Below are 26,960 nucleotides of genomic sequence, written 5' to 3' on the forward strand. Positions count from 1 at the left end.
GGTCAATCAGCCAGTTCGACGCGAAAATCCTCGATAACGGGATTCGCCAGCACATCCGCCGCGATCGCTTCGGCCGTTTCACGCGCGGCGTCCATGCAGACACCGTCAGCAAAGTCAACCTCGAAGTATTTTCCCTGCCTGATATCGTTGATATTCTTATGGCCGATGAGCTCGACCGAGTGATGTATCGCCTTGCCCTGCGGGTCGAGCACTCCGGGCTTGAGCGTGACATAGATCCGTGCTTTCATCTGGGGCTCCAAAATAAGTTGTAGATTCTGACGGACTTTCTTGTATTTGGCAAAGGGTTGTGCTAGATTTCACCTAAATTTCAGGTGTGACAATTGGTTCTGATCAAATAACTTCACTAAGGAGAACTGTATAAGGTTATGGAAAATTCTGGAAAGTCGGCCCTCGGGCTGGATGCAAATGTAGCCGCGGGCCTCGCATACATTCCGATCTGCTTGGTTGGGATAGTCATGAGCATTATCATCATTGCAACCGACAAGACGAACAAGCTGGCTCGCTTCCATGCGTTTCAATCGCTGTTGCTGATGGCCCTCAGCATCGTACTTTATCTCGTGGTCGGATTGATCGTCGGCGTTGCGGCTGCGGCCGATTCGGGAGCGCTCGCATTGCTCGGCTCGCTTCTCTATTTCGTCGTGCTTCTAGGTATCCTCGGCGCGGTGATCTTTTGCTGCATTAAGGCATTTATGGGTCAGATCGTGAAGCTTCCGGTCATCGGGAACATGGCCGATAACTGGTCAAACTAGAGCGAGATGATCACTTGTCCGTTGTGCCACCAACAGGGATACCCGATGATTGAAAAGCGGGTAAACGGGTCAGGATGGGTGCTATTCGTCGTAATGCTCCTGTTTTGCATCCCGCTGTGTTGGCTGCCGTTCGTCATTGACGGCTGTAAGGACGAGATTCGCAAATGTTCGCACTGTGGCAGCCGGATCGGCTGAAAGCGCGAACGGGCGCAACAGTAACTTAACCACTACGAGGGACGAGCCTTACCGCTTGCCCTCGTCGTATTTTGGCCAGGATCACGGAAGCCATGGCACCGCCGATTCATCAAGCTCGATCACGTCTCCATTCGGCAAGATGTGAAGGATGCGCTCGACGCCTTTGGCACGCAGCAGCGGCGAGAGCATCCCGACACGATGGCAATTAGCACGCGGAATCTTGTGGTCCGACAGCGGCTTTGACTCGGAACACATGATCGCGGCCGGCAACTCGGTGGCGATCTCGACGATCCGATTCAGGCCCCATTCGAGGTCTTCCGGGTTTGGCGTGTTCTTGCCGCCGGTTTCGGGCAGATGCTCATAGCCGATGCCGTTCTCCCTGAGCAATTCCCCCAGCACCAGCCCGTTGAACTGCGGCCACCGGCTCCTCGCAAATGCCCTGACATCGCACACGAACCGAATGTTATGCTGCCTCAGCAGCGCTAGAAAATCCTCAAACGAATGCCGCCCGTGGCCGATAGTGTAGAGCGTGGTCATTTCCCGGCCCGTGCTATCTCATCGACAGCCTGTGGGTTTTCAAGGGCCGACAGGTCGCCGGCGTCCTCGCCGAGATAAGCCGTCCTGATGACGCGGCGCATCACCTTAGCGTTGCGCGTCTTTGGCAATGCCGACACAAAATGGACCCTTGACGGCGCGAGTGGTTTGCCCATGTCTTTTGCAACAAGAGCTTTCAACTCCGTTTCCAGCGACGGAGTGCGGACAGTCTTGTCCGCATCGCCGGTTCCTCCGGCCCGGAGATCTCTGGACGCCGAAGCGGCGTCCATGCGGACAGGGGTGTCCGCACTCCGCACTACGAACGCCACCATCGCCGTTCCTTTCACTTCGTCGGGAATACCGATAACAGCGGCTTCGGTGACGAGCGGGTGGGCGACGAGGAGCGATTCGACCTCGGCCGGGCCAACGCGTTTGCCGGCGACCTTGAGCGTATCGTCCGAGCGGCCGAGGATGAACCAGTGGCCTTCCTTATCGCGCATCGCCCAATCGCCGTGGACCCAGATGTCTTTGAATCGCCGCCAGTAAGTTTCGAGATAACGCTCATTCTCCTGCCAAAAGCCGCGCGCCATGCCGATCCAGGGCTGTTTGATAACAAGCTCGCCGACCTTGCCCGGGTCGACCGAGTTGCCGTTCTCGTCAAGAATATCGACGTCCATTCCCGGACACGGAGCCGGGAACGAACACGGCTTGATCGGCAGCAGCGGATTGCCCATCAGAATACCGCCCGCGATCTCAGTGCCGCCGCTGTAGTTGATGATCGGAAGTTTCGAGTTACCAACCTTCTCAAACAACCACCACCACGGCGCCGGATTCCACGGCTCGCCGGTCGAGGCAAATATGCGCAGCGACGACAGATCGTGGCGTTCGGATGGAGTGCGGACACTCTTGTCCGCATCGCCGGTTCCTCCGGCGACAGCACCTTCGCGAACCTCAACGTGACCGGAACTACATCCGCCAGCATAAAACGCGCTCCCAAATCGATATCCGTCCGGTTTTGTGCTCAATTTCGCGATGACAGGGTTATTTTCGATATAGTCAACGGTTCTTGAATAATGGTCTGCATCGCGAATATAGCGATCAAAGTATTCTGCCTGCCAGACCTTACCTGTCGTGCCCCTGAGTTCATTGACCCTCCGTGCCGAAACGCCCTTGATGCGTTTCATCAGACCGGCTAGCTCGTGTCCGTCATAGGGCTTGAGCAGCAAGTGCGCATGATTGGGCATGATCACCCAGGCCTTCAGATCACAACTTTGCCCGTGCTCGCGCAGGATCGTCTCCTGGACTATCTCGGCAAATCTCGGATCGCGAAGTATACACGAACCCGCCCCCGAATCCAGGTAATCTTCGACCAATCTGCGGAACTCCTCTGGGTCGCCTTCGATCTCGTTGCCAGCCAGCTGCCGTCGAAGGCGATCCAGCACCGAGCCGGGAAGTGAATCGGCTAACCTAATGGTAATAAACTGGGTCACCTCGCCGTCAAAATGGGGCAGCTTGTGCCGATACCAACCTCGGCGTTCGGATGGAGTGCGAACACTCTTGTCCGCATCGCCGGTTCCTCCGGCGAGAGTATCTCTGGACGCCGAAGCGGCGTCCATGCGGACAAGAGTGTCCGCACTCCGATCCTCGCTCGCCGCCAAGGCTCTAATGAGCGTTGGCGAAATGCCAAGCACCTCGACCTTGTGTTTCGCGCAGAATTCCCACATTCGGTCGGGCGTTGGATAATCGGGGGCGCCGTCGTAGATGCAGATCGTCGCTCCGTTGATCAGAGCCCCGTAGATCAGCCACGGCCCCATCATCCAGCCGATGTCTGTGTACCAGCAGATCCGCGTCCCACGACCGACATCCGTTCCAAACGCCATATCCTGCGCCGCCTTGATCGGAAAACTCGCGTGCGTATGCGCAATACCCTTCGGCTTGCCGGTCGTGCCGGAGGTGTAGAGGATAATGAGCGGGTCTTCGGCAGAGGTGGCTTCTCGACGAGCGTCGGTAAACAGAGCATTCCGAAAGTCGTCGGTGATGTCGTCATCGTCGGCGATGGACCACTTATGCACATTCTTCCCGGGAAACACGTCATTTACAAGGCGTTGATGTTCCTCGAAAGTAGCCATTATAAACGGTGTTCCGCACACCACGGGCTGTTGCTCGCGCCTTTCGCCGGTGTCCCTTTCACACACCATAACGGCTTCGATAGAAGCCACTTTCGCGACCGCAGCTGAAGCCACAGCCAACATGTCAAACGGTTTGCCTCGCCTCGGAAAATCGTAACAAGTGAACAGCGCCTTTGCCGTAACAGCTTCCATCCGGCTTGCGATGGCATCGATCCCGTAACCGGAAAAGACCGGAACCGCGATAGCTCCGACACGATTGATCGCCAATAGGGCAACGATCGTTTCGGGCAGCATCGGCATATGGATCCCGACTGCGTCACCCTTGCCAATTCCAAGAGTCCGTATCTTCAAGGCGCATGATCCGACCTCGGCAAACAATTTGCCGAAGCTGAACACGCGAGAATAGCCCTCCTCGCCTTGCCAGATCACCGCCGGCTGGTCTTTCATCTCGTCCGTCTGCCAGCGGTCGAGGCACATTTCGGTGATGTTGAGGCCGGCGGATGGAGCGCGGACACTCATGTCCGCATCGCCGGGTCCTCCGGCGAAACTCTCGTCACTTATCGCGTCCTCATCATTATTCGCGTCGGTTCGCGTCGAAGCGACGCTCATGCGGACAGGAGTGTCCGCGCTACGTGCAAACCACCTCGGAAACTCAATGCCGTTCGATGTGTCGAGCAGCTTTTCGTACGGCGGATCAAATGTGATTTCGAGAAACTTCAGGACCTCTTCGGTAAACTTCTCAACGTCGCGAATCGAAAATTCATAAAGCTCGTCCCACGTCTCGACGCCGGCCTGGCGCATGAACTGTGTCAGGCGCGAACGCGTCATTACGTCAGGCGTCGGCGTCCAGGCGATGGGCTGGTCCTCAAGCAGATTCACGTCGCGCATAAAGCGTTTGAAACCACAGATTAACACAGATAGACACTGATAAGAATTTGCCCGCATCTGTGCTAATCTGTGTCTATCTGTGGTTAATTCTTCTTCTGTGATAGAACTCCCAAAGGATCTTTTTGCACAAAGAACGGCCATCGTCACCGGCGCCTCGCGCGGGGTAGGACGGGCGACAGCTTTACGGCTGGCCGAGGGAGGGGCGAATGTTGTAGTCAATTATCTGAGCAACGACGCGGAAGCGAACGAGACCGTCGAGCGATGTAAAGCGAAAGGCGTCGGAGCGATCGCCGTAAAGGCCGATGTTTCGGAGTTCTCGGGCGCGGGTGAGGTCGCAAAGGCCGCGACCGACAATTTCGGCGGCATCGACTATCTCATCTGCAACGCCGGCGTCTGGGACGGTGCCCCGATCGAGGAGATGTCCGAGGAGCTTTGGAACAAGGTCATCAACACCAATCTCAAGTCCGCATGGGCCTCGGTCAAGGCGTGTACGCCGGCGATGAAGAAGCGCGACTCGGCTGCGATAGTGATGGTCTCGTCAACCTCAGGCCAGCGTGGCGAGGCGAACTATTCGAACTACTCGGCCAGCAAGGGCGGCATGATCTCGTTCACAAAAGCGCTCGCAACGGAACTTGCGCCTAAGATCCGTGTTAACGCCGTTGCGCCGGGTTGGATCGAGACGGCGATGGTCAGGCCCGTATTCGAAGACGGTGATTACGAACAAAGCGTAATCGATTCCATTCCGCTCAAACGCATCGCAACGACTGACGACGTGGCCCTATCGATATGCTTTCTACTGTCCGATTGGTCGCGTCACATCACCGGCGAGATCCTCAACATAAACGGCGGTGCAGTCCTCTGCGGATAGCAGAATATGATCCGCCGCATATTCTTTGTGACACCTATTGGTTTATGAAAGCTAGTGAGGCCGATCAGGGCCAGGAGATGAATACTAACAGCCTCTGCGATTTTCAACAGAGCTTTAGCTCGTTGCCGGTCAGTTCGACCTATGTCGAGAGCCTAATCGGCAACACGCCGTTGCTGGCGGTGCATTGTCATTTTAAGGGCCAGCGGCGAACGGTCTTTGCCAAGGCCGAGCACCTCAACCTTTCGGGCAGCATCAAGGACCGAATGGCATTTCACATCCTTCGTTCAGCCTATCGCGACGGCCAGATCCGCAAAGGCGACGTCATTGCCGAAGCCACGAGCGGCAATACGGGGATCGCGTTTGCGGCGCTCGGACATGCGTTTGGCAATCCGGTCCACATCTTCATGCCCGAGTGGATGAGCCAGGAGCGCATCTCGCTCATCAAGAGTTACGGTGCTGACGTGACGCTCGTCAGCCGCGACGAAGGCGGCTTTCTTGGAAGTATCGAGATGGCCGATGCCTACCGATGCGACAAGGGCAGGACGTTCTTGCCGCATCAGTTCTCGAATTTCGCCAACGCAGAGGCACATTACGCGACGACCGCGCCGGAAATATGGTCACAGTTGCAAACACTCGGTTTCGAGCCTGATGCCTTCATCGCCGGAGTCGGCACGGGCGGCACGATCATGGGTTGTGCGGCCTATTTCCGGGAGCAAAATCCGGACATCAAGCTTCATCCGCTCGAACCTGCCGAATCGCCCACGCTCTCGACCGGCCATAAGGTCGGCAGCCATAGGATCCAGGGCATCTCGGACGAATTCATACCGGCTATCTGTGATCTGAGCAAACTCGACGACATCATCTCAGTGTCGGACGGCGATTCGATCCTGATGGCACAGAAACTGGCGAGACGGCTCGGCCTGGCCGTCGGTATCTCATCGGGAGCAAATTTCCTGGGTGCCCTCATCGCCATGGAACGTCTCGGCAGCGATGCCGTCGTCGCGACCGTCTTTGCTGACGACAATAAGAAATACCTCAGCACCGACCTCGTCCGCGACGAGGGCGTAAAGCCCGAGTATCTCTCACAGCACGTAGAACTTTTTGGTTATCAGACGATCGGCCGCGTTCCGTCACAGGCCGAGGCCGTCGAAACCGCGAAATAGGCACTCCTGATTCGTGCAATTCGTGTAATTCGTGGCAAAATCCTTTTCGGTGAGCAATCAGCCAACGGTAATGAAGTTTGGCGGCACGTCGGTGGGCGACGTGGCCGCTTTTGAGCGCGTGTGCGGCATCGTAGCGTCGCTGATCGACCGTCGGCCTGTTGTAGTCGTCTCGGCAATGACTAAGGTCACGGACGCCCTGTTGGGAGCATTCGATATTGCGAAGAAGGGTGATTTTGCCGAGGCGTTTGCATCACTCGATCCGCACTTTGATCGGCATCTTGAGGTATCGAGACACTTCATCCCGGACAACGGCCCAAACTTGTTCAACGGCGAGCTTGACCTTGCACGCGGCGAACTGTCCGATCTGCTGATGCGCGTTTCGCGGCGCAGCCTGCCGCTAGCGATGCTTCGTGACGCGATACAGGCCTACGGCGAGCAGTTGTCGTCGAGGTTGCTCAGCGAGGTCCTTAAGGCCAAGGGCGTAAATGCTCGTCAGGTCGATTCGCGCCGCCTGATCGTTACCGACGATGAATACGGGGCAGCGCAGCCGATAGTAGATGAGACAAACGATCTCGTCCGCGTCGAACTCGAACCGATGATCGCGGCGGGCGAAGTTCCGATCATGGGTGGCTTCATTGCCGCGAATCGGGCCGGCGAAACTACGACGCTCGGCCGCGGCGGCTCAGACTTTTCGGCGGCGATCGTAGCGGCCGCCCTCGAAGCGGACGAATTGCAGATATGGACCGACGTGACCGGTGTGATGACTTGTGATCCGCGCATTTGTGAGAATGCCCGAACGATCCCCGTGCTCTCGTATGAGGAGGCGGCCGAGCTTGCCTACTTTGGTGCTAAGGTATTGCATCCAAAGACCATAAAGCCCGCCGTTGACAGCTCGATCGCGGTCAGGGTGTGTAATACATTCGAACCGGCCGAGACCGGCACCATGGTGCTGGCAGATCCGGCCGAGACACTGAACAGGATCAAGTCCATCGCTCACAAAAAAGGCATCACGATCCTGCGAATTACGTCCGCGCGAAAGCTCGGCAGCTACGGCTTTATGAGCGCCGTGTTTCAGGTCTTTGAGCGCTTTCGAACCGTGATCGACGTGATCTCGACGAGCGAGGTATCGATAGCCCTTACCCTCGATAACACGAGCGAACTCGATAAGATCGTGCCCGAACTCGAGCGTCTGGGTGATGTTGAGATCGCTCCGGGCTATGCCGTCATCTGTGTCGTCGGCGAGGGCCTGCGCGCCTCGACCGGGCTAGCGTCAAAGATCTTTTCAACGATCCACGACGTGCATATCGCGCTGGTGTCGCACGGGGCATCCGCCGTCAATCTAACGTTCGTGGTCGTGGAAGAAAGCGTGTCCGCTGTCATCAAGCGCCTGCACGCGGAGTTCTTCTAACCGCGGAAGGAGAATGAGTATAGATCTTTTTGACCTTACAAAACGATTGATGTCGATCCCGTCAATATCGGGCGACGAACAAGCGGTCGGTGAATGGCTGCGTGACCACCTCAAATCGCTTGGCTGGACGGTCGAGTTGCAGCCGGTCTCGAAAAATCAGAGCAATGTCATTGCCTGGCTCAACGATACGCCGCGGGTGTGGTTCTCGACACATCTCGACACGGTCCCACCATTCATCCCACCGACCGAGGACGATGAGAGGATATTCGGCCGAGGCGCGTGCGACGCCAAAGGTATCATCGCCGCCCAGATCACCGCCGCCGAACAATTGCGATCGGACGGGATCAATGACATCGGATTGCTCTATACCGTTGAGGAAGAGGCGTCGTCGGCCGGCGCAAGGGCCGCCAACGATCACCCGCTTGCCGCAAAGTGCGAGTATATGATCAACGGCGAACCAACCGACAATGATCTCGCTATTGGCTCGAAAGGTTCATTTCGGCTTAAGATCAAAACCACCGGCAAGGCGGCGCACTCGGCTTATCCTGAACAAGGCGATTCAGCCATTGAGAAACTTCTGGACATCCTCGACGACGTGCGGCACACGAAGTTCCCGAGCGACGAGTTCTACGGCGAGACGACCGTAAACATCGGCACGATCGAAGGCGGCGCGGCGCTTAATGTCATTCCGCCCACCGCCGAAGCCGGAATCCTTATTCGCCTGACCACGCCGCGAGCGATCATTGAGGACGCTCTGCTAAACGTCATCCGCGGCCGCGGCGAGATCGAGGTATTGTCATGCAGCGAACCTGTGAAAATGATCGCAGTCGATGGTTTCAAACAAAAGACCGTCCGTTTCACGACCGATATCCCATACCTGACCAACTGGGGCCAACCGCTGCTCCTCGGCCCCGGCTCGATCCTCGTGGCGCATACAAAGGACGAGTTTGTTTTGAAAAAGGACCTTGAGGATGCCGTGAGTCTCTACTCGAACCTCACGAAACGACTTTTAACCACATAGGAACATAGGACACATAGAAAACGGATTTGCCGAAGTGAGTACGATAACTAAGAAATATCTCGACCGACTGAGCTACGAGGTTGTGGGTGCGGCAATCGAAGTTCACAAGGCAATCGGTCTGGGGCTCCTGGAAAGCGTCTATCATGAGTGTCTGAAGCGCGAGTTTTCACTTCGCAACATCGCAAGGGCTTGTTGCTCAATTTCCATTGTGTCAATCTCTTCAAGGACGGACAGAAGACACTCGTGAATGGGTTGTATCGATGCCTTCCTGAAGAGTAGACCTGAACATTTTTTCTATGTGTTCTATGTTCCTATGTGGTTAAGAAAATGAAAATTGCACTTATCGGTCACGGAGCAATGGGACGACTCATCGAACGCCTTACCGTTGAGGCCGGCCACGAGATCGCCGCTGTCATCGACGACACGGACGCGGGGCTGTCGTCCGAGGAATTGGCGGACAAGCTGCAAGGCTCGGATGTGGCAATAGATTTCACTACCGCCGACGCTGTCCGACGAAACGTCGAAGCGTGCGTCGCCGCAGGAGTGCCGTTGGTCGAGGGCACGACCGGCTGGCAGGGCGAGCGTGACGAGATCGAACGGATCGTTCGCGACGGCAATGGTGCGTTTGTATTTGGCGCCAACTTCTCTATCGGCGTTAATCTCTTCTATCGCATAGTCGAACACGCGGCCGAGCTCGTCGCCCGATTCTCGCAGTACGAGACCTTTATCGAGGAACAGCATCACTCGCGAAAACTCGACGCCCCGAGCGGCACGGCATTAAAACTGCACGAGATCGTCTCGCGACATATCAGGTCTGAGTTTACTGTCTCTGCAACGCGCGCCGGCAACATTCCAGGAACACACCGCGTCGGCTTTGACGGCCCCGCCGATCAGATACTGCTGGAACATACGGCGCGCTCGCGCGAGGGCTTTGCCATCGGCTCGATCATGGCCGCCGAGTGGATCATAGGAAGACAAGGCTTCTATGAGTTCACCGATGTGATGGACGAGATCGTGTCGGAACCGCCTGCGTAAGCGGGCGGCCAGTTCGTTGACGAGGACGCTGCCGTGAGAGTTAAGATCTGCTGTATCCAAAACGAACAGGAGGCTGCGGATGCGATTTCAGTTGGCGCGTCGGCCATCGGGCTCGTCGGTAAGATGCCGAGTGGGCCGGGGCCGATCTCGGACGAAGAGATACATCGCATCGCTCGAACCGTTCCACCACCCATTGCGACATTTTTGTTGACGAGCGAACAAACCGTCCAAGGCATCATCGACCATCACCACCGCACCAAAACCAACACCATCCAGATCGTCGACGAACTGATCGGACGCGAATACTCGGCCATCCGCACCGCGCTGCCTCAGGTAAAGCTAGTCCAGGTCATCCACGTCATCGACGATTCATCCGTGGACGAGGCGTGTGAATTGGCCGAGCACGTCGATGCTATCCTGCTCGACAGCGGCAACCCGCGACTCGCGGTCAAGGAACTGGGTGGCACCGGCCGTCGACACGATTGGCGTTTATCGAGAAAGATCGTCGAGATCTGCGGCAAACCCGTCTTCCTCGCCGGCGGTCTCAACGCCGACAACATTCGCGAAGCCATCGACGCCGTCCAGCCATTCGGCCTGGATCTCTGCTCCGGCGTGCGGACGGACGGAAGGCTCGACCTGCAGAAACTGGAAGCCCTCTTCTCAGCCATCTAGTCTAGAATATTTGTGCTAATCTGTGTCCATCAGTTGTTCCTTCTATTGATCTATGACTATTAGACTAGATTGGATGCGCGGCTGCGCGACCGCGCTTGCGACGCCGTTCAAGCGGGACGGCTCAGTCGATGATGAGTGTTTTCGTGCGCTTGTCGAGCGGCAGATCAGATCTGGCGTCAAGATCCTCGTGCCTTGCGGCACGACGGGCGAAAGCGTGACGATGAGCGAGGCTGAACGGCTTGGCGTGATCAGATCGGCGGTCGACGTGGCGAAGAAACACAAGGGCGTTCACGTGATCGCAGGAACGGGCAGCAACAATACAGCGTCGGCGATCGACTTTACGCGAAAAGCTCGCGAGGCCGGTGCCGACGCCGCGCTCGTCGTCGCGCCGTATTACAACAAACCGACGCAGGACGGCATGTTCGCGCACTTTAGCGAGATCGCGAAGAGCGTCAAGGGCCTGCCGATAATGCTCTACAACGTACCTTCGCGGACGTCGTCAAACATCTCGGCCGAGACTACGCTGAAACTCGCTGAGAAACACGAGAACATCGTTGCTACCAAAGAGGCGTCGGGCAATTTCTCGCAGGTGATGGCGATCCTTAGCGGGCGGCCAAAGCACTTCAAGGTCTTCTCGGGTGACGACGCATCGACGCTGCCGCTGATCTCGCTCGGTGCCGACGGCCTCGTCTCGGTCTGTGCTAACGAAATTCCAAAGGAAACCGCCAAGATGGTCGAGCACGCCCTTAACGGCTCGTTCCACTTCGCCCGCAAGATCAATTACAAGATCCTGCCGCTGATGGAGGCGAACTTTATCGAATCTTCGCCCGCTCCGTGCAAGTTCGTAATGAAGGAACTCGGCCTCTGCGAAGAGAACCTTCGCCTGCCGCTCGTGCCGGTCTCCGCAACAGCCCGTGCAAAGCTCAAAGCTGTGATCAAAGAGGTGATCGGATGAACTACTCGTCTGCATTGCGCGCCTTTCGTCTGGGAAAAACGCGGCGGCCATTGGCAGTTGACGGTGCTGCAAACATCACGGATACCCAACAAATGAAACGTGAACTTGTATTCTCTTGGGCCGTGTAACGGGCGACGGAACGATGCCACACACCTACACCAACCTGCTTTTCCACATCGTATTTTCGACCAAGGAACGCTATCCGTTCATCCTGCCTGAGTTTGAGGAGCGTCTCTACGATTACATCGGAGGCACTATTCGCGGTATTGGCGGCATTTGCCTCGAGATTGGTGGTATGGCCGATCATATTCATATGGTCGTCGTGCTTAGACCGACGCTAAACGTCTCAAAGTTTCTCGAAAAGCTAAAACCATCCGTTACTAACTGGGCGAGAACAGTCATCCATCCAAAATTTGAATGGCAGGATGGCTACGGAGCATTCTCGATTGGCGAATCGCAGATTCCGGGCGTGCGGAAGTATCTTCAGAATCAGAAAGAACATCACAAGAAGCAGACGTTTGAGGACGAGTTCAAAACGATGCTAGCGCAGGCGGGGATCGAGTTTGATGCACGTTATTTGTGGAAATAAGAGAAGAACGGCTAGGCCGTGTAACGGCCGTCGGCGTGTAGCCCATACCGCTTCGGTATGGGAAAATTGAATGAATCACGAACCAGCCCGCGTAGCGGGTGACAGAATTGACCGTCGCTGAGTCGCTGAGCTGAGTTCTGCCGCTATCTACGATAGCTTGGTCCGGTGGTGACGATAACCCATAGCTTCGCTATGGGCTACATGCTTTGGCCCGCTACGCGGGCATGCGACGACCGTTTCACGCAATGCTCTTATGGAGTTACAAAATAACATCGAGGCCCTATTTACAAAGTCCGATTTCACATCGGACGACCGCGAGATCTACGAGGAATTCAAATCCGCGCTGCGTTGCGGCGAGATACGTTCGGCTGAGAAGGACGCGGACGGGAACTGGCGGGCGAATGCTTGGGTCAAACAGGGCATTTTGCTCGGCTTTAGGATGGGCAAGATGGTCGAGATGTCGAAATCGACTGAGACCTTGCAGTTCTTTGATAAAGACACTTTCCCGCTGCGGCCGATGACGCTGTATGACGGCGTGCGGATCGTGATGGGCGGGTCGGCGATACGCGACGGGTCGTATGTCGCGCCGAGTGTCGTGGTCGTGCCGCCGGCGTATATCAATGTCGGTTCGTACGTCGATGAAGGCACGATGGTTGACAGCCACGCGCTCGTCGGCAGTTGCGCGCAGATCGGGAAGCGTGTTCATCTTTCTGCCGCTGCTCAGATCGGCGGCGTGCTCGAGCCGGTGAATGCGACGCCCGTTATCATTGAAGACGACGTTCTTGTCGGCGGCAACACGGGTGTTTACGAGGGAACGATCGTCAGGGAAAAGGTCGTCCTGGCGAGCGGTGTCATCCTCACACGTTCGACGCCGGTTTTTGACCTGCCAAACCAACGGATAATTAAAGCTGACGACGGCGGTTCACTCGAGATTCCCGCCGGTGCGGTCGTGGTGCAGGGCTCCCGCACCGTCTCGAACGAATTCGGCCGCGACAACGGCCTGTCGATCTACTGCCCGATCATCGTCAAATACCGCGATGAGCGGACCGACGCCGCGACGCGGCTTGAGGACTATCTTCGCTAGTTTTCCGAAACAAAAATGTCTTGACTGACGTTGAAAATAGGTGTTATCCTTGCAACACTCGTGCCGGAAATTTACTTTCGATCAGAAATCTATGCGGGACAGTGGGACAGTGAGGCAGAAACGATATAACACGATTAACTACAACAGTTACGCCCGTTTCGGACTGTCCCAAAGCTGTCCCAGCGTGGGACAGTTCGGGCAAAGCCGCATCGTCCGGCTTTCATGGCCCGGAAGCCGGTTTTTTGTTTCGTTTTCAATGACTTAAGATAATGTCGTATGGCAGAACCTGACGAGAATGGGCCGGCCGAAACCCTAAAAGACAAGATCACCGGCCTCGGACAGAAGATCATCGGTGAGATCGAAGAGATCGGCGGCGCCCTCACCGGCGACCCTACGACAATTGCCGAGGGCGAGCTAAACGTAGAGATTGGCGAGATGCGCGAAGATCTGGAGGATCCGGAAGGATCCGACGACCGATAAGCGAATGATTGACGCAAAGACACAGCGAGAGTTCACGCCCGCCCGGCGCATGCGCGGACTCCAGCCGACTCTGATCCGCCAGTTCTTCGAACGGGCGCTGCCCGACAGTATCAATTTCGGCCTTGGTGAGCCTGACCTGCCGACGCCGCAGTTCATGCGCGACGAGGCGGCAAGAGTTGCGGCCGGCGAGCAGAACGGCTACACCTCGCATCCCGGACTTCCCGCATTGCGCGACAAGATCGCCGAGCAGTATCCGCATCTTGGCCTGCCCCGCACGGGCGTGGTCGTCACCTGCGGCTCGCAGGAGGCGATGACGGATGCATTTATGTGCGTCGTTGACGAAGGCGACGAGGTACTGCTGCCCGACCCGAGTTTCCCGGCGTATGACGCCTGCACTCGGATCGCTCAGGGCAAGCCGGTTTATTACAGGATGCCGGCCGATGAAGAATTCGGCTTTGATATTTCAAATTTCAGATCTCAGATCACGGAAAAGACCAGAGCTGCGGTCGTCATTTCGCCATCGAACCCGACCGGCAAGATACTGACCGAACAGAACCTCCGTGACATCGCCGAGGTACTCGACGGAACAGGCATTTGGCTCATATCGGACGAGATCTACAGCGACCTTTACTTTGGCGAGCGGCCGCGGTCGGCCAGCGAATTCTATGACCGGACGATCATTGTCAGCGGCCTGTCAAAATCACTGTCAATGACCGGCTGGCGCCTGGGCTGGGCAGCGAGCAAGGATGCGGACGTGATGGAAGCTATACAGGTATTGCACGGCTACACGACCGTCTGCGCCGCGACGATCGTTCAAAAGGCGAGTCTGCTCGCGTGGACCGATGAGGCCGAGGCCGCAAAACAGTATGCCCGCGACGTTTACCGTGAACGCGGCGAGTTTCTGGTCGATCTCCTTGCAAAAGAGTTAGGCCTGCACGCCACATCGCCCGAAGGCGCGTTCTACACAATGCTCGACGTTCGCACGTTAGGAGACGACCTTGAGGTCGCAGAGAAGTGCCTGCAAAACCGAGTGGTGACCGTTCCGGGCGTGGCTTTCGGTGAAGAAGCGAAAGGATTCTTACGGATCTCGTTCTGCAACACCGAGGAGCGCATGGCCGAAGGGGTTGGTAGGATGAAACAGGCGCTCCAGGCATAAGGGAGCATACAGAGCGGTGAAAAAGCACAGAGTAGGAATCTTGGGCGCTACGGGCACGGTTGGACAACGGTTCTGTCAACTGCTCGACGGGCACCCGCAGTTTGAGATAACGGCATTGGCGGCGTCTGATCGCTCAGCCGGAAAACTGTTTGTCGAAGCGTGTGCGTGGAAATTGCCGGGGACGATACCGACGAGTGTTCGTGACATTGTTGTCCAACCGATCGAGCCGCCGCTGGATTGCGACCTCGTCTTTTCGAGTTTGCCGTCGAATGTCGCCCGCGAGACCGAAGAGGCGTTCGCGCGTGCCGGTTATCCGGTAATCTCTAACTCCTCCAGCTATCGGATGGACGAGGACGTGCCGCTGCTGATACCTGAGATCAACGCCGACCATCTGGGACTGATCGCAACGCAGCAGACTAACCGCGGATGGTCAAAAGGGTTCATCGTCACAAATCCCAACTGCGCAGTTATCTCGTTTGCACCGCCGCTCGCCGCATTGCATCGCAAGTTCGGTGTGAAAGATGTCATTCTGACCACCTTTCAGGCGATATCGGGAGCGGGCTATCCGGGCGTCGCTTCGCTCGATATCGTTGACAACGTGGTGCCGTACATCGCCGGCGAGGAGCCAAAGGTCGAGACCGAGGCGCAAAAGATCCTTGGTGAATTTAGCGATGGCGTGATCATAAAAGCGGACTTTCCCGTGTCCGCACAGTGTTTTCGCGTAAATGTCGTGGATGGCCACATGGTTTCGGTGCGTGTCAATCTCAATGAGAAGGCCACGCTCGAAGAAGTGGTCGCGGCCATGCGTGGATTCCCGGCCATCGATCTGCCTTCGGCGCCGGAGACATTCATAGACGTAACCGATGAGCCGTCACGTCCGCAAACGCGGCTCGACCGAGACAGCGGCAAGGGAATGACGATAACCGTGGGGCGTGTATTTCCAGACAACGTCTTTGATTACCGTTTCGTTTCCCTGAGTCATAACACCGTACGAGGGGCCGCCGGCTGTGCGGTGTTGAATGCGGAGTTGCTGATCTCAAAAGGGCTGATCTAAATCGTTGCAGAAAATACTTAGTGTATATACAATAAGATATGTTCAGTTGGGATATCCGTAAAGCCATTCTGAACTTTGAAAAGCACGGTGTTTCGTTTGAGGAGGCTGCAACGGCTTTCGATGATCCTCTCGGTTTAGATGTCGAAGATGTTGAGCATTCGTATGCCGAAACTCGTCGCCTGCGTCTCGCATCCTCGGAATCAGGACGGCTTCTGTTGGTCGTTTACACAAACAGAATCTTCGAAAATGGCAAAGAAACTACACGAATCATCAGTGCGCGGCGTGCGTCGCGACGTGAGCGAAAAGGATATTTCGGATAAGGATATCGACTTCTCCGATATCCCTGAATTGACACCGGCCCAACTTAAACGGGCCGTACGCATCGGCCGTCCGGCAACCGGAGATGCGAAGCAGATGATAGCGTTTCGCATTGCGCCAAGTCTTCTATCGCGGATTAGAAAATTGGCCGCCAAACACGAAACTCCGTATCAGACCTACCTGCATGAACTGATAGAGGAGGCAGTGTCACGTAAACGTGTGTAAATGATCGAACGTTACACATTGCCTGAAATGGGCGCGGTCTGGTCGCTGGAGAATAAGTTTCAAAAGTGGCTCGATGTTGAGATTGCCGTGTGCGAAGTGCATGCTGAGGACGGCACTATTCCCGCCGATGCCCTCGCCGAGATCAAGGCAAAGGCCGCGTTCACCGTCGAGCGGATCAACGAGATTGAAAAGACGACCGATCACGACGTAATCGCGTTTACGACGAACCTCGCCGAGAATATCGGCCCGGCGTCGCGATTTGTCCACTACGGCCTCACTTCGAGCGATGTCGTCGATACGGCGAATGCACTGTTGTTAAAAGAGTCATGCGATCTATTGCTCTCCAAGGTCGATGCTCTGATGGTAGTTCTGAAACGCCGGGCGTTCGAATTCATGGACACGCCGCAGATCGGCCGCACGCACGGCATTCACGCCGAGCCGACGTCGTTCGGTTTGGTTTGGGCGTTGTGGTACGAGGACATGCGAGCCAACCGTGAACGGCTCGATCGGGCGAAAGAAGCGGTTTCAAGAGGCAAGATCAGCGGTGCGGTCGGCGCGTTTGCGCATCTCTCACCCGATGTCGAGCAGCGCGTGTGCGAACGGCTCGGCCTGACGGCGGCGAAGGTCTCGACACAGGTCATTCAACGCGAATCCTACGCCGAATATCTGACGACGCTCGCGATAATCGCATCGTCGCTTGAGAAGATCGCGTTGCAAGTCCGCCATTGGCAGCGGACAGAGGTCCGCGAGGCCCAGGAGGCATTCAAGCAGGGCCAGAAAGGCTCGTCCGCGATGCCTCACAAGCGCAATCCGATCCTTTCTGAGCGCATCTGCGGCATGGCCCGAACGGTTAGGGCCAATGCCGTTGTCGGCCTCGAAAATGTTGCCCTCTGGCACGAACGTGACATTTCGCACTCATCCGCCGAACGCATAGTGCTTCCGGACTCGTCTGCGACGACCGATTACATTCTCGCCAAAACGACATCCCTGCTCGACACGCTGGTCGTCTATCCGGAGAACATGCTGAAGAATCTCCAACTCACTCACGGGCTTGTCTTTAGCGGTCAACTGATGCTCGCCTTGACGCAAAAGGGCGTCACCCGTGAGGACGCCTACACATGGACACAGCGCAACGCGATGAAGGTCTGGGATGAGGGAGGCGATTATCCGGCATTGGTCAATAATGACACCGACATCTCCTCTCATCTATCCGCCGACGAGATCTCCCGTGTCTTTGACCTGAATCACTACCTGCGTAACGTCCGTACGGTCTTTGACCGCGTATTTGGTTGAAGGCGGCGATGGCTAAGACACTCACAAGTCGAACGCTCGCGGCCGCGTGCCGAAATCTCGCGGCTGAGCACAGCGAATTGGCATTTGTTCACAACAACTACGGGACGCCACCGCTGTGGGACCGCGAGCCGGGCTTTCCGACGCTCTTGCATATCATCCTCGAACAGCAGGTGTCTCTCGCGTCCGCCAAGGCTTGCTTTGATAAGCTCACCGCCCGCCTCGGCGACGTGTCGCCCGAGAATGTGTTGACGCTGAATGACGCCGAGATGAAGCAGGTCGGCTTTAGCCGGCAGAAAACCGCCTATGCCCGCCATCTGTCGGAAGCACTCTTGGAAGAACGACTCGAACTCGACAGCCTTTATCTGTTGCCCGATGCGGAGGTAAAGACCCAACTACTCGCCCTAAAGGGCATCGGCGAGTGGACCAGCGACATTTACCTGCTGATGGCTTTGCTGCGGCGCGACGTGATGCCGCGAGGCGATATCGCCCTGCACACGGCTTGGCATCGGCTCTCCGGCGAGCCGAAGCCGTCGTCGGACGAGTTTATTGATATCGCAAAGCGATGGCGGCCGTTTCGTTCGGTCGCTGCACGCCTGCTGTGGCATTACTACCTCAGTGAGCGCGCCGCTCAGCGCCGACCAAAGACGCTGGGTGCCGGCGAGATGCTTCCGAGTTCTCGCCTGCCTATGCGGGCAAACATTTCAGAACTCTCAGGCATCTGTTATCGTAACGACGAGAGATGCGAGGTGTGATTCAATGAGAGATCGGCTTTTTGCAGCCGCCGCGACCGCGGCATTGTTCCTTAATGTCGCCGTAATGGCGGGCGTTGACAACCGCAGCGGAAAGGCAAAGGCGCGTGCGGCCCGTCTTGTTGCCATATTGCCGGCATCCGATGGTGTCGCGATGATCGACACTCGGCGGCTCTTCGATACGGCGCTGCCCACTGCTCTCCTGTCAAATCAATCTTTGCTCACCAAGATCACAGAGAATATCTCTGGTATTCGCACCCGAACCGGCGTCGATCTTCGCTCATTCGACCAGATCGCGGTCGGGATGACCGTGAAGCAGGGCCTGACCAATGATCTTGATATCGATGCGGTCGCAGTGGCCAGCGGAACGGCTGATCTGAATGCGATCGTTGCGGCCGCAAGGTCCGCTGCAGCCGGTTCGATCCGCGAGGAAGCAATGAACGGGAGAACGATCCTGATCTTCCGGCCACAGGCCGCCGGTGATCCAAATGTAAAATCCGGCGACGCGATCAGAGATACACTCGCAAAGGCGCTCAGACAGGAGATCGCGATGGCCGTGATCGATCCGCAGACGATCGCTGTCGGTTCGCTCGCTCGCGTTCGCGAAACGCTTTCAGGCCACACGCATGTCGCACGGGACATCAACCGCCTCTTGCCGACAAAAGGCGCAGCCATTAACTTCGCCGTCCGCAACGGAGGGCTGCTCTCCACTTTGCTCCCCGTCGATAACGACGAACTTGGCAAGAAAGTCGGAGCGATTCAGGTCCTGTCCGGCTCGATCGACTTGGCCTCGACGGGCCTGACGATAGCGGCGACAGCTAAAACACCAACAGCCGCTGAGGCACTTTCACTAAAGGACCTCCTCGAGGTGCTCCGCGATATGGGTGGTTTGGTCTGGGGCCAGTCGAAGAACGCTGACAAGCAACTCTACAGCCGCTCGCTGAGGGCCGTGAAGCTCGGTACACGGGGGGCGGACGTCACGCTCGATGTCACCATCCCGCAAAGCGATATCGACATTTTGGCAGGCAAGCTAAAATAGCTAACGCCGGCGACGTCGACCAAAATGCTGCCGCTGCTTCTCAAACCGTTCAAGGTCACGGTTGAATTTGCCGTCCGGGCCGAGCAGTGGAAACAACTGCAGATCACCCGAGAGATACGCAGCCCGAAGCTCGACAGGACGCGGCCCGGCCTTGACCACGCGTACCTTTGTGCCGCGGATCTCGCCTATCCAAGCCGCGAAGTCCTCCGCTCCGCCGACAGTTGCCGATAGGAGCAACAGCCGGATCCGCGGCGGTGACAGGATGATCGCCTCTTCCCATACATGCCCGCGTTCTTCGTCGGCGAGATAGTGGGCCTCATCGAGGATGACAAAGTCGGCGTCAACTTCAAAGCCCTCGCGCAGGGCGTCGAATAGCTGATTTCGGTAGATCTCCGTCGTCCCGACGATGATAGGGGCATTCGAGTTCTCCTTGCGGTCACCGGTAAGTATGCCGACGTTCTCGGCACCGAATTCGGCCTGAAACTCGGCGTATTTCGAGTTTGTGAGAGCCTTAAGCGGCGTTGTGTACCATGCTCGTTTGCCGTCGGCGAGCAACCGGCGAATCTCCTCGCGGGCGATCCAGGTTTTGCCGCTGCCGGTCGGCGCGGTCACGAGAACGTCCTCATGTTCGATGGCCGTAAGAGCCTCTATCTGGAACGGATCGGCCTCGAACGGTCGCTCTTCGGGCACGCCGATGCCGCTCAGGAGGCGTTCGACGGCACGTAATTGTTGCGGCGTTTCTGGTTGAACGACGCTCTTTGCGGAACTTTCGCCTGCAAACGAGCGTTTATTTCTTCGTTCTTCTCTTGGCCGCGAGCTTTTGTGGCTCCGGCGTTTGTCATCATATCGGCGGCGCATTTACCGCCGATGGTATAGGTTTGAGAGGCAGAAGTCTAATCTTTCAAACCACCAGTCGTTGGTGTTAACATATCTATTTGCCTCGCAACGATTTTGCGTGGCACGGCGTCTAAATCAGACGGACGGAAGTTCATTTTTATATGTTTGAGCAGTCTTTATACGAACCTCAGCAGCCCGTGCAGCCCGAACGTGTGCCGACCCCGCCCGCAGAGGGCGATTTTCTCTACGGCTATGAGGTAAAGAACTGGGAGATCGGCCCGCGGATATACAAGATCCTCGGCATCTCGGCCGCCGCTAACCTGCTGGCCCTGCTCGTCGTTGCCCAGACATCGCTACTGACAATGAAGGGCTGCGACAGCCCGCTCGTCGGCGGCGTTTGCCAGGTCCTCGACACGGTTTATGTCGGAGCAATGCTCTTCGGAACCGACCGCGAATACGTTGATGCAGCCTACGACAAGACAGACCTCGGTGAGGATTACGACGTAACGTTCGTTGATATGACCGGTTCGACGCCGCCTTTGTCCTATCCTGATGGCTACTTTCAGGTCGCAAACCGTGACGAACTTGCGATGATGGCGAGCCTCGCTAATGATCCGACCCTGACCAGCGGCATCCCGGGCATTCCGGATGGTATCCCTATTACGCCGCCGTCAGTAAATGGCGGCAGCATGCTCGATACAAAGCCAAATCTTCCGCCGTCAAACCCAAATTCGGTTGAGGGCGACCTGCCTTCGGGCTTCGGAAGCAATGATCCGACAGCCGGCGGTAATATTCCGCGGCCACGCCTCAATCGTAAAAGGCCTGCGAAGACGCCGCCCGTGACGACTTCGGAAACACCAGATCCGAACCAGGTCGCTGAGGTCAAGCCATCACCGTCGCCGTCGCCTGCCACCGCACCGACGGATGCCGTCGCCGAGGTCGAGATCAATAAACGGCCCTTCGTCGATCTGGCAAATTCGATCAATGAACTTCTGGACAAGAAGCAGGTCAGGCTCGACTCGGCGTTCGTCATAGCCGCGACCGGCAAGCTCGACAAGGAGGGCAAGCTCGACGCTAAAACGTTCCGCTATGTCCGTGCCGAAGGTGCCGACCCTAAGATGGTGGACGTGGTCAAAGAAGCCATCGAGGCGATGAACGACAGTAATTTCCTGCAATATCTGAGCCTGCTGCGAGGCAAACAGCTCACGATCCAGATACAGCAGGATGATCAGAACGTGGTCGCAATGATCCAAACCGACTTTGAGAACGATCTCAGGGCCCAGTCCGTAGCGACGGCGTTCGGCTTGCTGCTCGGTGATAAGAAAAAGGCCAAGGAACGCCCCGAGGCCGATCAGAACGATCGTGACGACCTCGTACTGTTGCAGAATGCGGCCGTGAAACCGAGCGGAAAGAGGCTTGAGATCCTTTTCAACATCCCGAAGGCCGACCTGCAGACAATGATCCAGCGCAAGCTCGCCGAACAGAGAAACACCCCTAAACAACCTAACGGCACGTCACCCGCGCGCCCGGTTGAGAATACGGGATCGCCTGAGTAGTCGATGGATCACGCTTTTCGTTTACCGTACCTCATTGTTGCTGTCATGGCATATGCCATTTCGGCGACTGCCCAGACGGCCTCTGACTCGTCAACGACGAAGTACCAGGCAGGATCGGCCGGCATTGCGGCCAGGCGGGCATACGCTGACGGCAAGCTCGATGTGGGAGCCCCTTTCGACGTAGAGATGAAAGCTCGCCTGGGCCCCGACGGAAAGATCGACCCGGCATCCGTCACTTTCCCCCGCAGCGAAGGAAACGCCGGGATGACAGAACTCGTCAAGGGCTATCTCGTTACTATCGATCAGAGCGGATATACGCGGCATCTGGCCGAGATAGGTGCGAGCGAGATAGTCGTCCGCACGCGTCAGGACGATTCGCTTTTCAATGCGACGCTCACCTCAGAGATGTCAAATGTCCTGCGGGCGATCACCGTCAAGACGATGGCATCTGCAATGATCGCGCTCCTTAGAGCACAAAAGTCCGGTGAGAACGCCTCAGAGGCGGATCGTCGTGACCTGACGCTGCTCAACGGCACCACCGCAAGCAGTAGCGGGCGTTCGCTTATCATCGCCCTCGAATTGCCAAAAGCGACGTTTCGTGAAATGGTTGAAAAGGAATTGAAGAAATAGCTTGAGCCGTAAGAACCACAACTCGATCCTTTTTCTGACAACGGTCGGCGTCTATCTAGGCCTCGTCCTGGTCGGCGCCACGCCGCAGGTTTTGGCCCAAGCGGCAACGGCGAAGCAGTTCAATGTTAAGGATGAGATCGAGAAGGCGGACAACCTCGACGATAATCCTAATCTGAATTCCTCGGCCGAGGCTCTCGAAAACTACTTTTTTCACGTCGAAGAGTTCTTGGAGCGCTTGCACGAATTCGCCCCGTCGGTTGAACCAACCACTGGGAGTCCATACATCGAGGTTGCCCAAAGTTCGGCGGTGCCGTGTGTTGCAGGCGGCCGCACTGGCGTTGGGTTCGCCGAGAAGCTGGTTGCACCTGAGATTTTATGGGACTCAGTTATACGTTTCTCGAACCGCCTACTCTCAGGGGGTACAAGTCTCGGTGACTGCCTGCCGAGTTTCTTTCACGACGGCCGCCCAGGTACCATCACCCATAGCCGGGTCTTGTTCGATGACGGTCAACTCGTTATCGAACTTAATGTTCGAAAAGCATCATGGGTCCGTGCCCAAGCTCTGTTGCGAGACCTTGAATCAGCACTAAGCAAACATGATTCGTCGGATACCAGCAAGGTCCGGCTTCTATTGCTGAAGCATTCCAACTTTCGCTCGGGCGCGGGTAACGATGCGGTTTTTATCCACACCGCCCTTCCCCGCGGCTCGCTAGATACGCTGCTTGCGTCAAACGCACAGTAGCGGCGAGCATCACGAATTTCAACTCGCCATTCCAGAAAACAGGTCACCGTGTCAGTAGCCCGCACGTAAGTAAGGGCTCAACGCAGTTCATAGTCATCGTCAAATGAAACGAGACTACATAGAATTCCAGGACCGCTCGCTGGCGAAGGCGTATCTGATAACCTTTCGTTGCTACGGCACATGGCTCCACGGCGACGAACGTGGTTCGGTCGATCGGCGACATTACAATCGTTTCGGGACAGCGAAGATAGCTCCTAGCTCCGAGATGGTCGAGCGAAAGAAAAACATGCTAACCCACGACGCGTTCATCCTCGGAACACGCGAAAGAGGTATCGTAGAAGCAGCGATCAGAGAGGTCTGTCAGGTGCGTGGTTATGGCTTGTACGGAATTCATGTGAGAACGAACCACGCTCACACCGTTGTCAGTAATTCGGCAAAGCCTGAGAGGATCATGGATAGCTTTAAGGCGTATTCGACAAAAGCGTTGCGTGCGGCTGGTATGCTTGGCACAGGTCAGAAGGCTTGGAGCCGGCATGGGAGCACTCGGTATTTATGGACTGAGGAGCACATTTCTCAGGCTGTCGAGTATGTTGTGAGCGGGCAGGGTGGTGAGCTGCCGAGGTTTGATTGACGTTGAGTTTTGGGGGAGTTGAGCCCTTACTTACGTGCGGGCTACTGACACGGAGCCACAGATACGTAAAGAGAATTTAGAGAGATATACAATGGCAACGAACAAGTTTGCAGATAAGTTAGTCAAGAAGATATTCGGCTCATCGAGCGATGTCTTTCTCAAAAATGTAAAGTCAACGGTCGCTGAGATCAACGCGTTCGAGCCGCGAATGCAGGCGATGAGCGACGACGAGCTAAAGGCGCAGACGCCGAAGTTCAAAGAGAACATCAAACAGCATCTCGACGGCATTGACGACAAGGACGAACGCCGAAAGGCCGAGCAGAGTATCCTGAGCGAGATACTGCCCGAAGCATTCGCTACGATACGCGAGGCGTCGAAGCGCGTCACCGGAATGCGCCATTTTGACGTGCAGCTGATCGGCGGTATCGCCTTGCATCAGGGCCGCATCGCCGAGATGCGCACGGGTGAAGGCAAGACGCTGGTCGCGACGCTTCCCTCTTACCTCAACGGCCTCACCGGCCGGGGCGTTCACGTCGTGACGGTCAATGATTACCTCGCATCGCGCGACGCCGAGTGGATGGGCCGCATTCACAAATTCCTCGGCCTCAAGGTCGGCTGCATCCAGAACGACATGGACGACGTCGCCCGCAAGGACGCCTACGCATGCGACATCACGTACGGGACGAATAACGAATTCGGCTTCGATTATCTGCGTGACAATATGAAGTTCGACGTCGAATCGCTCGTCCAGCCGGACCATTACTTCGCCATCATCGATGAGGTCGATTCGATCCTGATCGACGAAGCTCGAACGCCGCTCATCATCTCGGGCGCGTCGGACGAGGCGACCGACAAATACTACACCGCCAACCAGATCATCCCGCAGCTCGAGAAGGGCACTAAGGACGAGGAGACAAAGGTGACGACCGGCGATTATCTCGTCGATGAAAAGAATCACTCGGCGGTACTCACCGAGCAGGGCGTCACGCGGGCAGAGAAACTTCTCGGCGTCTCAAACCTCTACGACCCGTCAAACATGGACATGCTCCATTGCGTCGAGTCGGCCTTGAAGGCACACACGCTCTACAAGCTCGATCATCATTACGTCGTGCAGGAAGGTGAGGTAATTATCGTTGACGATTTTACCGGCCGTCTGATGCACGGCCGCCGTTGGTCTGACGGACTGCACCAGGCTGTGGAGGCGAAAGAAGGTGTCCAGATCGAGCGAGAGAATCAGACGCTCGCGACCATTACGCTGCAGAATTACTTCCGCATGTACGAAAAGCTCGGCGGCATGACCGGAACGGCCGAGACCGAGGCTGAGGAATTCAATACGGTTTACGGCCTCGACGTGGTTCAGATCCCGACAAACATGCCGATGGTCCGCGTGGATTCGTCAGATATGATCTACCGCACGCTGCCCGAAAAATGGGACGCCGTTTGTGAAGAGATCAAGGAGCTTCATGAAAAAGGCCAGCCGGTCCTGGTCGGCACTGTGTCGGTCGAGAACTCTGAACTCGTCGCCGCCAAGCTCAAGGCCATGGGCGTGCCTCACAACGTCCTCAACGCCAAATATCACGAGCGCGAGGCTGAGATCATCGCCCAGGCGGGCCGAAAAGGTGCCGTCACGATCGCGACCAACATGGCCGGCCGCGGAACGGACATCCTGCTCGGCGGCAATCCGGAATCGCTCGCCCGCGACTATCTAAAGCGTCAGGAGATAAATCCTGATGAGGCGACCGAGGAGCAGTTTGAGGAGGAGCTAAAGAAGGCAAAAGCCGTCGTCAAAGAAGAGGCAAAAGAGGTGATCGCCGCGGGCGGCCTGCACATTCTGGGCACCGAACGCCACGAATCGCGGCGTATCGACAATCAGCTTCGCGGACGCGCCGGCCGTCAGGGCGATCCGGGAAGTTCGCGATTCGTGCTGTCATTGGAAGACGATCTGATGCGCATCTTCGCAGGCGACAAGGTCCGCTCGATGATGGAATGGCTCGGCATGGAGAATGGCGTCGCCATCGAATCAAAAACGGTCTCGCGTCAGATCGAGCGCGCCCAGCGTGCGGTCGAGGCGCGTAACTTTGAGACACGCAAACACGTCCTCAAATACGATGATGTGATGAACCGCCAGCGCGAGACCATCTACGGCCTGCGTCGGCAGCTGATGTTCGAACCGGAACACCGTGAGTATCTGCTCGGCGAGAGCGGCGTCGCAAAAGACCTGCTCCACGACCTGACCGCGAGTTTCCTCCGACTCGACACGGGCGTCGATAATTGGGAGATCGATACATACGCAGCCGAGATCGAAAGCATCTACTCGATCGATCCTGCAAAAGATGCCAATGTTGATTTCAGTATCGATGGCCCTGACACTGTAGAAGAAAAAGTCTGGCAAAAAGCGATCAAGAGCTACGAAGAAAAAGAGAAGCTCGCCGGAACGGAATCACTGCGCGCCTACGAGCGATACATCATGCTCAACATCATCGACAGCCAGTGGAAAGACCACCTGCTGTCGATCGACCACGTCAAACAGGGCATCGGCCTCGTTGGCTATGGGCAAAAAGACCCGCTCGTGGAATACAAGAAGCAATCGTTCGATATGTTCCAGGACATGCTCGACCGCATCGACACGAACACGACAAAGGCTCTCTTTAACCTCGAGGTCGTCTCACAGGACGATCGCGAGGAACGCGAGCGGCTCGAACGATTGGAGATGCAGCGTGCCCGCCGACAGGCCGCCGGCATGGCATTCACCGGCGCAATGGCAACAGCCGACGCCGCAGGTGCCGAGGCCGCCAGACACACGCCCTTTGTCCGCGACACGCCAAAAATGAAACCCAACGAACCATGCTACTGCGGCAGCGGGAAGAAATTCAAGAAATGCCACGGCGCAGGTGGTTGATCACAAAAAAGGCGGCTCACAAGCCGCCTCATTTTCTTAG

General features: G+C 56.7%; 28 protein-coding genes and 1 pseudogene. 25 read left to right on the forward strand and 4 right to left on the reverse strand.

The window, feature by feature from the left end; all coding sequences use genetic code 11:
- Positions 1-2 precede the first annotated feature (2 nt).
- The gene (purS, locus tag IPM59_14400; protein ID MBK9216758.1) at positions 3-248 is read right to left on the reverse strand and encodes a phosphoribosylformylglycinamidine synthase subunit PurS; all 246 of its coding nucleotides are present in this window, start codon (positions 246-248) and stop codon (positions 3-5) included.
- 138 nt (positions 249-386) lie between these two features.
- Here purS and IPM59_14405 point away from each other — a divergent pair, with 138 nt between their 5' ends.
- Both IPM59_14405 and IPM59_14410 read left to right on the forward strand, forming a co-directional pair.
- Complete coding sequence (locus tag IPM59_14405) at positions 387-770, forward strand: hypothetical protein (protein MBK9216759.1); 384 nt, start codon at positions 387-389, stop codon at positions 768-770.
- A gap of 45 nt (positions 771-815) precedes the next feature.
- Positions 816-965, forward strand: coding sequence for an LITAF-like zinc ribbon domain-containing protein (locus IPM59_14410; GenBank protein MBK9216760.1), 150 nt, complete (start codon positions 816-818; stop codon positions 963-965).
- Positions 966-1,046: 81 nt separating this feature from the next.
- On the opposite strand, the gene IPM59_14415 is transcribed toward IPM59_14410, so the two are convergent.
- Positions 1,047-1,502, reverse strand: coding sequence for a DUF488 domain-containing protein (locus IPM59_14415; protein MBK9216761.1), 456 nt, complete (start codon positions 1,500-1,502; stop codon positions 1,047-1,049).
- Positions 1,499-4,516: an AMP-binding protein gene (locus IPM59_14420; protein ID MBK9216762.1), complete on the reverse strand. Its 3,018-nt coding sequence runs from the start codon at positions 4,514-4,516 to the stop codon at positions 1,499-1,501. Before IPM59_14420 ends, IPM59_14415 begins: the two co-directional genes overlap by 4 nt.
- A 97-nt stretch (positions 4,517-4,613) precedes the next feature.
- Here IPM59_14420 and IPM59_14425 point away from each other — a divergent pair, with 97 nt between their 5' ends.
- The 18 genes and pseudogenes from IPM59_14425 (at position 4,614) to IPM59_14510 (ending at position 19,625) form a co-directional block, all read left to right on the forward strand.
- Entirely contained in the window at positions 4,614-5,384 is a 771-nt protein-coding gene (locus tag IPM59_14425; protein MBK9216763.1) for a 3-oxoacyl-ACP reductase FabG, read from the forward strand.
- 77 nt (positions 5,385-5,461) lie between these two features.
- Positions 5,462-6,547, forward strand: coding sequence for a PLP-dependent cysteine synthase family protein (locus IPM59_14430; protein ID MBK9216764.1), 1,086 nt, complete (start codon positions 5,462-5,464; stop codon positions 6,545-6,547).
- Between the two features lie 49 nt (positions 6,548-6,596).
- Entirely contained in the window at positions 6,597-7,955 is a 1,359-nt protein-coding gene (lysC, locus tag IPM59_14435) for a lysine-sensitive aspartokinase 3 (GenBank protein MBK9216765.1), read from the forward strand.
- A gap of 13 nt (positions 7,956-7,968) precedes the next feature.
- Complete coding sequence (locus tag IPM59_14440) at positions 7,969-8,976, forward strand: M20/M25/M40 family metallo-hydrolase (protein MBK9216766.1); 1,008 nt, start codon at positions 7,969-7,971, stop codon at positions 8,974-8,976.
- A gap of 43 nt (positions 8,977-9,019) precedes the next feature.
- Positions 9,020-9,255 (forward strand): annotated as a pseudogene (locus IPM59_14445) (GxxExxY protein).
- A 48-nt stretch (positions 9,256-9,303) separates the two neighbouring features.
- Positions 9,304-10,011 carry a 4-hydroxy-tetrahydrodipicolinate reductase gene (locus tag IPM59_14450; protein ID MBK9216767.1) on the forward strand — a complete coding sequence of 236 codons (708 nt, stop codon included), beginning with the start codon at positions 9,304-9,306 and terminating at the stop codon, positions 10,009-10,011.
- Between the two features lie 33 nt (positions 10,012-10,044).
- Positions 10,045-10,683 carry a phosphoribosylanthranilate isomerase gene (locus tag IPM59_14455; GenBank protein ID MBK9216768.1) on the forward strand — a complete coding sequence of 213 codons (639 nt, stop codon included), beginning with the start codon at positions 10,045-10,047 and terminating at the stop codon, positions 10,681-10,683.
- Positions 10,684-10,756: 73 nt separating this feature from the next.
- Complete coding sequence (locus IPM59_14460) at positions 10,757-11,638, forward strand: 4-hydroxy-tetrahydrodipicolinate synthase (protein MBK9216769.1); 882 nt, start codon at positions 10,757-10,759, stop codon at positions 11,636-11,638.
- A 142-nt stretch (positions 11,639-11,780) separates the two neighbouring features.
- The gene (gene tnpA / locus IPM59_14465) at positions 11,781-12,227 is read left to right on the forward strand and encodes an IS200/IS605 family transposase (GenBank protein MBK9216770.1); all 447 of its coding nucleotides are present in this window, start codon (positions 11,781-11,783) and stop codon (positions 12,225-12,227) included.
- Between the two features lie 253 nt (positions 12,228-12,480).
- Positions 12,481-13,311 (forward strand): 2,3,4,5-tetrahydropyridine-2,6-dicarboxylate N-succinyltransferase, encoded by an 831-nt coding sequence (locus IPM59_14470; protein MBK9216771.1) that lies wholly within the window; start codon positions 12,481-12,483, stop codon positions 13,309-13,311.
- A gap of 276 nt (positions 13,312-13,587) precedes the next feature.
- Positions 13,588-13,791, forward strand: coding sequence for a hypothetical protein (locus tag IPM59_14475; GenBank protein ID MBK9216772.1), 204 nt, complete (start codon positions 13,588-13,590; stop codon positions 13,789-13,791).
- Between the two features lie 4 nt (positions 13,792-13,795).
- Positions 13,796-14,947, forward strand: coding sequence for a pyridoxal phosphate-dependent aminotransferase (locus IPM59_14480; protein ID MBK9216773.1), 1,152 nt, complete (start codon positions 13,796-13,798; stop codon positions 14,945-14,947).
- Positions 14,948-14,963: 16 nt separating this feature from the next.
- Entirely contained in the window at positions 14,964-16,001 is a 1,038-nt protein-coding gene (gene asd / locus IPM59_14485; GenBank protein MBK9216774.1) for an aspartate-semialdehyde dehydrogenase, read from the forward strand.
- Positions 16,002-16,039: 38 nt separating this feature from the next.
- Positions 16,040-16,321: a BrnT family toxin gene (locus IPM59_14490; protein MBK9216775.1), complete on the forward strand. Its 282-nt coding sequence runs from the start codon at positions 16,040-16,042 to the stop codon at positions 16,319-16,321.
- A complete protein-coding gene (locus tag IPM59_14495; GenBank protein MBK9216776.1) occupies positions 16,248-16,544 on the forward strand; it encodes a hypothetical protein in 297 nt (98 codons plus the stop codon). The genes IPM59_14490 and IPM59_14495 overlap by 74 nt, the downstream gene beginning before the upstream one ends.
- Positions 16,545-17,837 (forward strand): adenylosuccinate lyase, encoded by a 1,293-nt coding sequence (locus tag IPM59_14500; GenBank protein MBK9216777.1) that lies wholly within the window; start codon positions 16,545-16,547, stop codon positions 17,835-17,837.
- A gap of 8 nt (positions 17,838-17,845) precedes the next feature.
- Positions 17,846-18,589: a DNA-3-methyladenine glycosylase 2 family protein gene (locus tag IPM59_14505; protein MBK9216778.1), complete on the forward strand. Its 744-nt coding sequence runs from the start codon at positions 17,846-17,848 to the stop codon at positions 18,587-18,589.
- 4 nt (positions 18,590-18,593) lie between these two features.
- The gene (locus IPM59_14510; protein ID MBK9216779.1) at positions 18,594-19,625 is read left to right on the forward strand and encodes a hypothetical protein; all 1,032 of its coding nucleotides are present in this window, start codon (positions 18,594-18,596) and stop codon (positions 19,623-19,625) included.
- Here IPM59_14510 and IPM59_14515 read toward each other — a convergent pair whose 3' ends face one another.
- Positions 19,626-20,483 carry a DEAD/DEAH box helicase gene (locus IPM59_14515; protein MBK9216780.1) on the reverse strand — a complete coding sequence of 286 codons (858 nt, stop codon included), beginning with the start codon at positions 20,481-20,483 and terminating at the stop codon, positions 19,626-19,628. It lies immediately after the preceding gene.
- 140 nt (positions 20,484-20,623) lie between these two features.
- Between IPM59_14515 and IPM59_14520 the strand changes: the two genes are divergently transcribed.
- From IPM59_14520 to secA, 5 genes are all read left to right on the forward strand, one after another.
- Positions 20,624-22,018: a hypothetical protein gene (locus IPM59_14520; protein MBK9216781.1), complete on the forward strand. Its 1,395-nt coding sequence runs from the start codon at positions 20,624-20,626 to the stop codon at positions 22,016-22,018.
- A 45-nt stretch (positions 22,019-22,063) separates the two neighbouring features.
- The gene (locus tag IPM59_14525) at positions 22,064-22,648 is read left to right on the forward strand and encodes a hypothetical protein (GenBank protein MBK9216782.1); all 585 of its coding nucleotides are present in this window, start codon (positions 22,064-22,066) and stop codon (positions 22,646-22,648) included.
- 1 nt (position 22,649) lies between these two features.
- Entirely contained in the window at positions 22,650-23,390 is a 741-nt protein-coding gene (locus tag IPM59_14530) for a hypothetical protein (GenBank protein MBK9216783.1), read from the forward strand.
- A 103-nt stretch (positions 23,391-23,493) separates the two neighbouring features.
- A complete protein-coding gene (locus IPM59_14535; protein ID MBK9216784.1) occupies positions 23,494-24,021 on the forward strand; it encodes a hypothetical protein in 528 nt (175 codons plus the stop codon).
- A 91-nt stretch (positions 24,022-24,112) separates the two neighbouring features.
- Positions 24,113-26,920 carry a preprotein translocase subunit SecA gene (gene secA, locus IPM59_14540; protein ID MBK9216785.1) on the forward strand — a complete coding sequence of 936 codons (2,808 nt, stop codon included), beginning with the start codon at positions 24,113-24,115 and terminating at the stop codon, positions 26,918-26,920.
- Positions 26,921-26,960: the final 40 nt, after the last annotated feature.

Origin of the sequence: Chloracidobacterium sp. (assembly GCA_016715795.1) — a bacterium.
In the GTDB taxonomy this organism is placed as follows: domain Bacteria; phylum Acidobacteriota; class Blastocatellia; order Pyrinomonadales; family Pyrinomonadaceae; genus OLB17.

Bases quoted from the DNA above. Each gene is read 5' to 3' on its own strand.
- purS (MBK9216758.1), bottom strand. From the start codon at position 248: ATGAAAGCACGGATCTATGTCACGCTCAAGCCCGGAGTGCTCGACCCG.
- IPM59_14405 (MBK9216759.1), top strand. From the start codon at position 387: ATGGAAAATTCTGGAAAGTCGGCCCTCGGGCTGGATGCAAATGTAGCC.
- IPM59_14410 (MBK9216760.1), top strand. From the start codon at position 816: ATGATTGAAAAGCGGGTAAACGGGTCAGGATGGGTGCTATTCGTCGTA.
- IPM59_14415 (MBK9216761.1), bottom strand. From the start codon at position 1,502: ATGACCACGCTCTACACTATCGGCCACGGGCGGCATTCGTTTGAGGAT.
- IPM59_14420 (MBK9216762.1), bottom strand. From the start codon at position 4,516: ATGCGCGACGTGAATCTGCTTGAGGACCAGCCCATCGCCTGGACGCCG.
- IPM59_14430 (MBK9216764.1), top strand. From the start codon at position 5,462: ATGAATACTAACAGCCTCTGCGATTTTCAACAGAGCTTTAGCTCGTTG.
- IPM59_14440 (MBK9216766.1), top strand. From the start codon at position 7,969: ATGAGTATAGATCTTTTTGACCTTACAAAACGATTGATGTCGATCCCG.
- IPM59_14450 (MBK9216767.1), top strand. From the start codon at position 9,304: ATGAAAATTGCACTTATCGGTCACGGAGCAATGGGACGACTCATCGAA.
- IPM59_14460 (MBK9216769.1), top strand. From the start codon at position 10,757: ATGCGCGGCTGCGCGACCGCGCTTGCGACGCCGTTCAAGCGGGACGGC.
- tnpA (MBK9216770.1), top strand. From the start codon at position 11,781: ATGCCACACACCTACACCAACCTGCTTTTCCACATCGTATTTTCGACC.
- IPM59_14470 (MBK9216771.1), top strand. From the start codon at position 12,481: ATGGAGTTACAAAATAACATCGAGGCCCTATTTACAAAGTCCGATTTC.
- IPM59_14475 (MBK9216772.1), top strand. From the start codon at position 13,588: ATGGCAGAACCTGACGAGAATGGGCCGGCCGAAACCCTAAAAGACAAG.
- IPM59_14480 (MBK9216773.1), top strand. From the start codon at position 13,796: ATGATTGACGCAAAGACACAGCGAGAGTTCACGCCCGCCCGGCGCATG.
- IPM59_14490 (MBK9216775.1), top strand. From the start codon at position 16,040: ATGTTCAGTTGGGATATCCGTAAAGCCATTCTGAACTTTGAAAAGCAC.
- IPM59_14495 (MBK9216776.1), top strand. From the start codon at position 16,248: ATGGCAAAGAAACTACACGAATCATCAGTGCGCGGCGTGCGTCGCGAC.
- IPM59_14500 (MBK9216777.1), top strand. From the start codon at position 16,545: ATGATCGAACGTTACACATTGCCTGAAATGGGCGCGGTCTGGTCGCTG.
- IPM59_14505 (MBK9216778.1), top strand. From the start codon at position 17,846: ATGGCTAAGACACTCACAAGTCGAACGCTCGCGGCCGCGTGCCGAAAT.
- IPM59_14510 (MBK9216779.1), top strand. From the start codon at position 18,594: ATGAGAGATCGGCTTTTTGCAGCCGCCGCGACCGCGGCATTGTTCCTT.
- IPM59_14515 (MBK9216780.1), bottom strand. From the start codon at position 20,483: ATGCGCCGCCGATATGATGACAAACGCCGGAGCCACAAAAGCTCGCGG.
- IPM59_14520 (MBK9216781.1), top strand. From the start codon at position 20,624: ATGTTTGAGCAGTCTTTATACGAACCTCAGCAGCCCGTGCAGCCCGAA.
- IPM59_14525 (MBK9216782.1), top strand. From the start codon at position 22,064: ATGGCATATGCCATTTCGGCGACTGCCCAGACGGCCTCTGACTCGTCA.
- IPM59_14535 (MBK9216784.1), top strand. From the start codon at position 23,494: ATGAAACGAGACTACATAGAATTCCAGGACCGCTCGCTGGCGAAGGCG.
- secA (MBK9216785.1), top strand. From the start codon at position 24,113: ATGGCAACGAACAAGTTTGCAGATAAGTTAGTCAAGAAGATATTCGGC.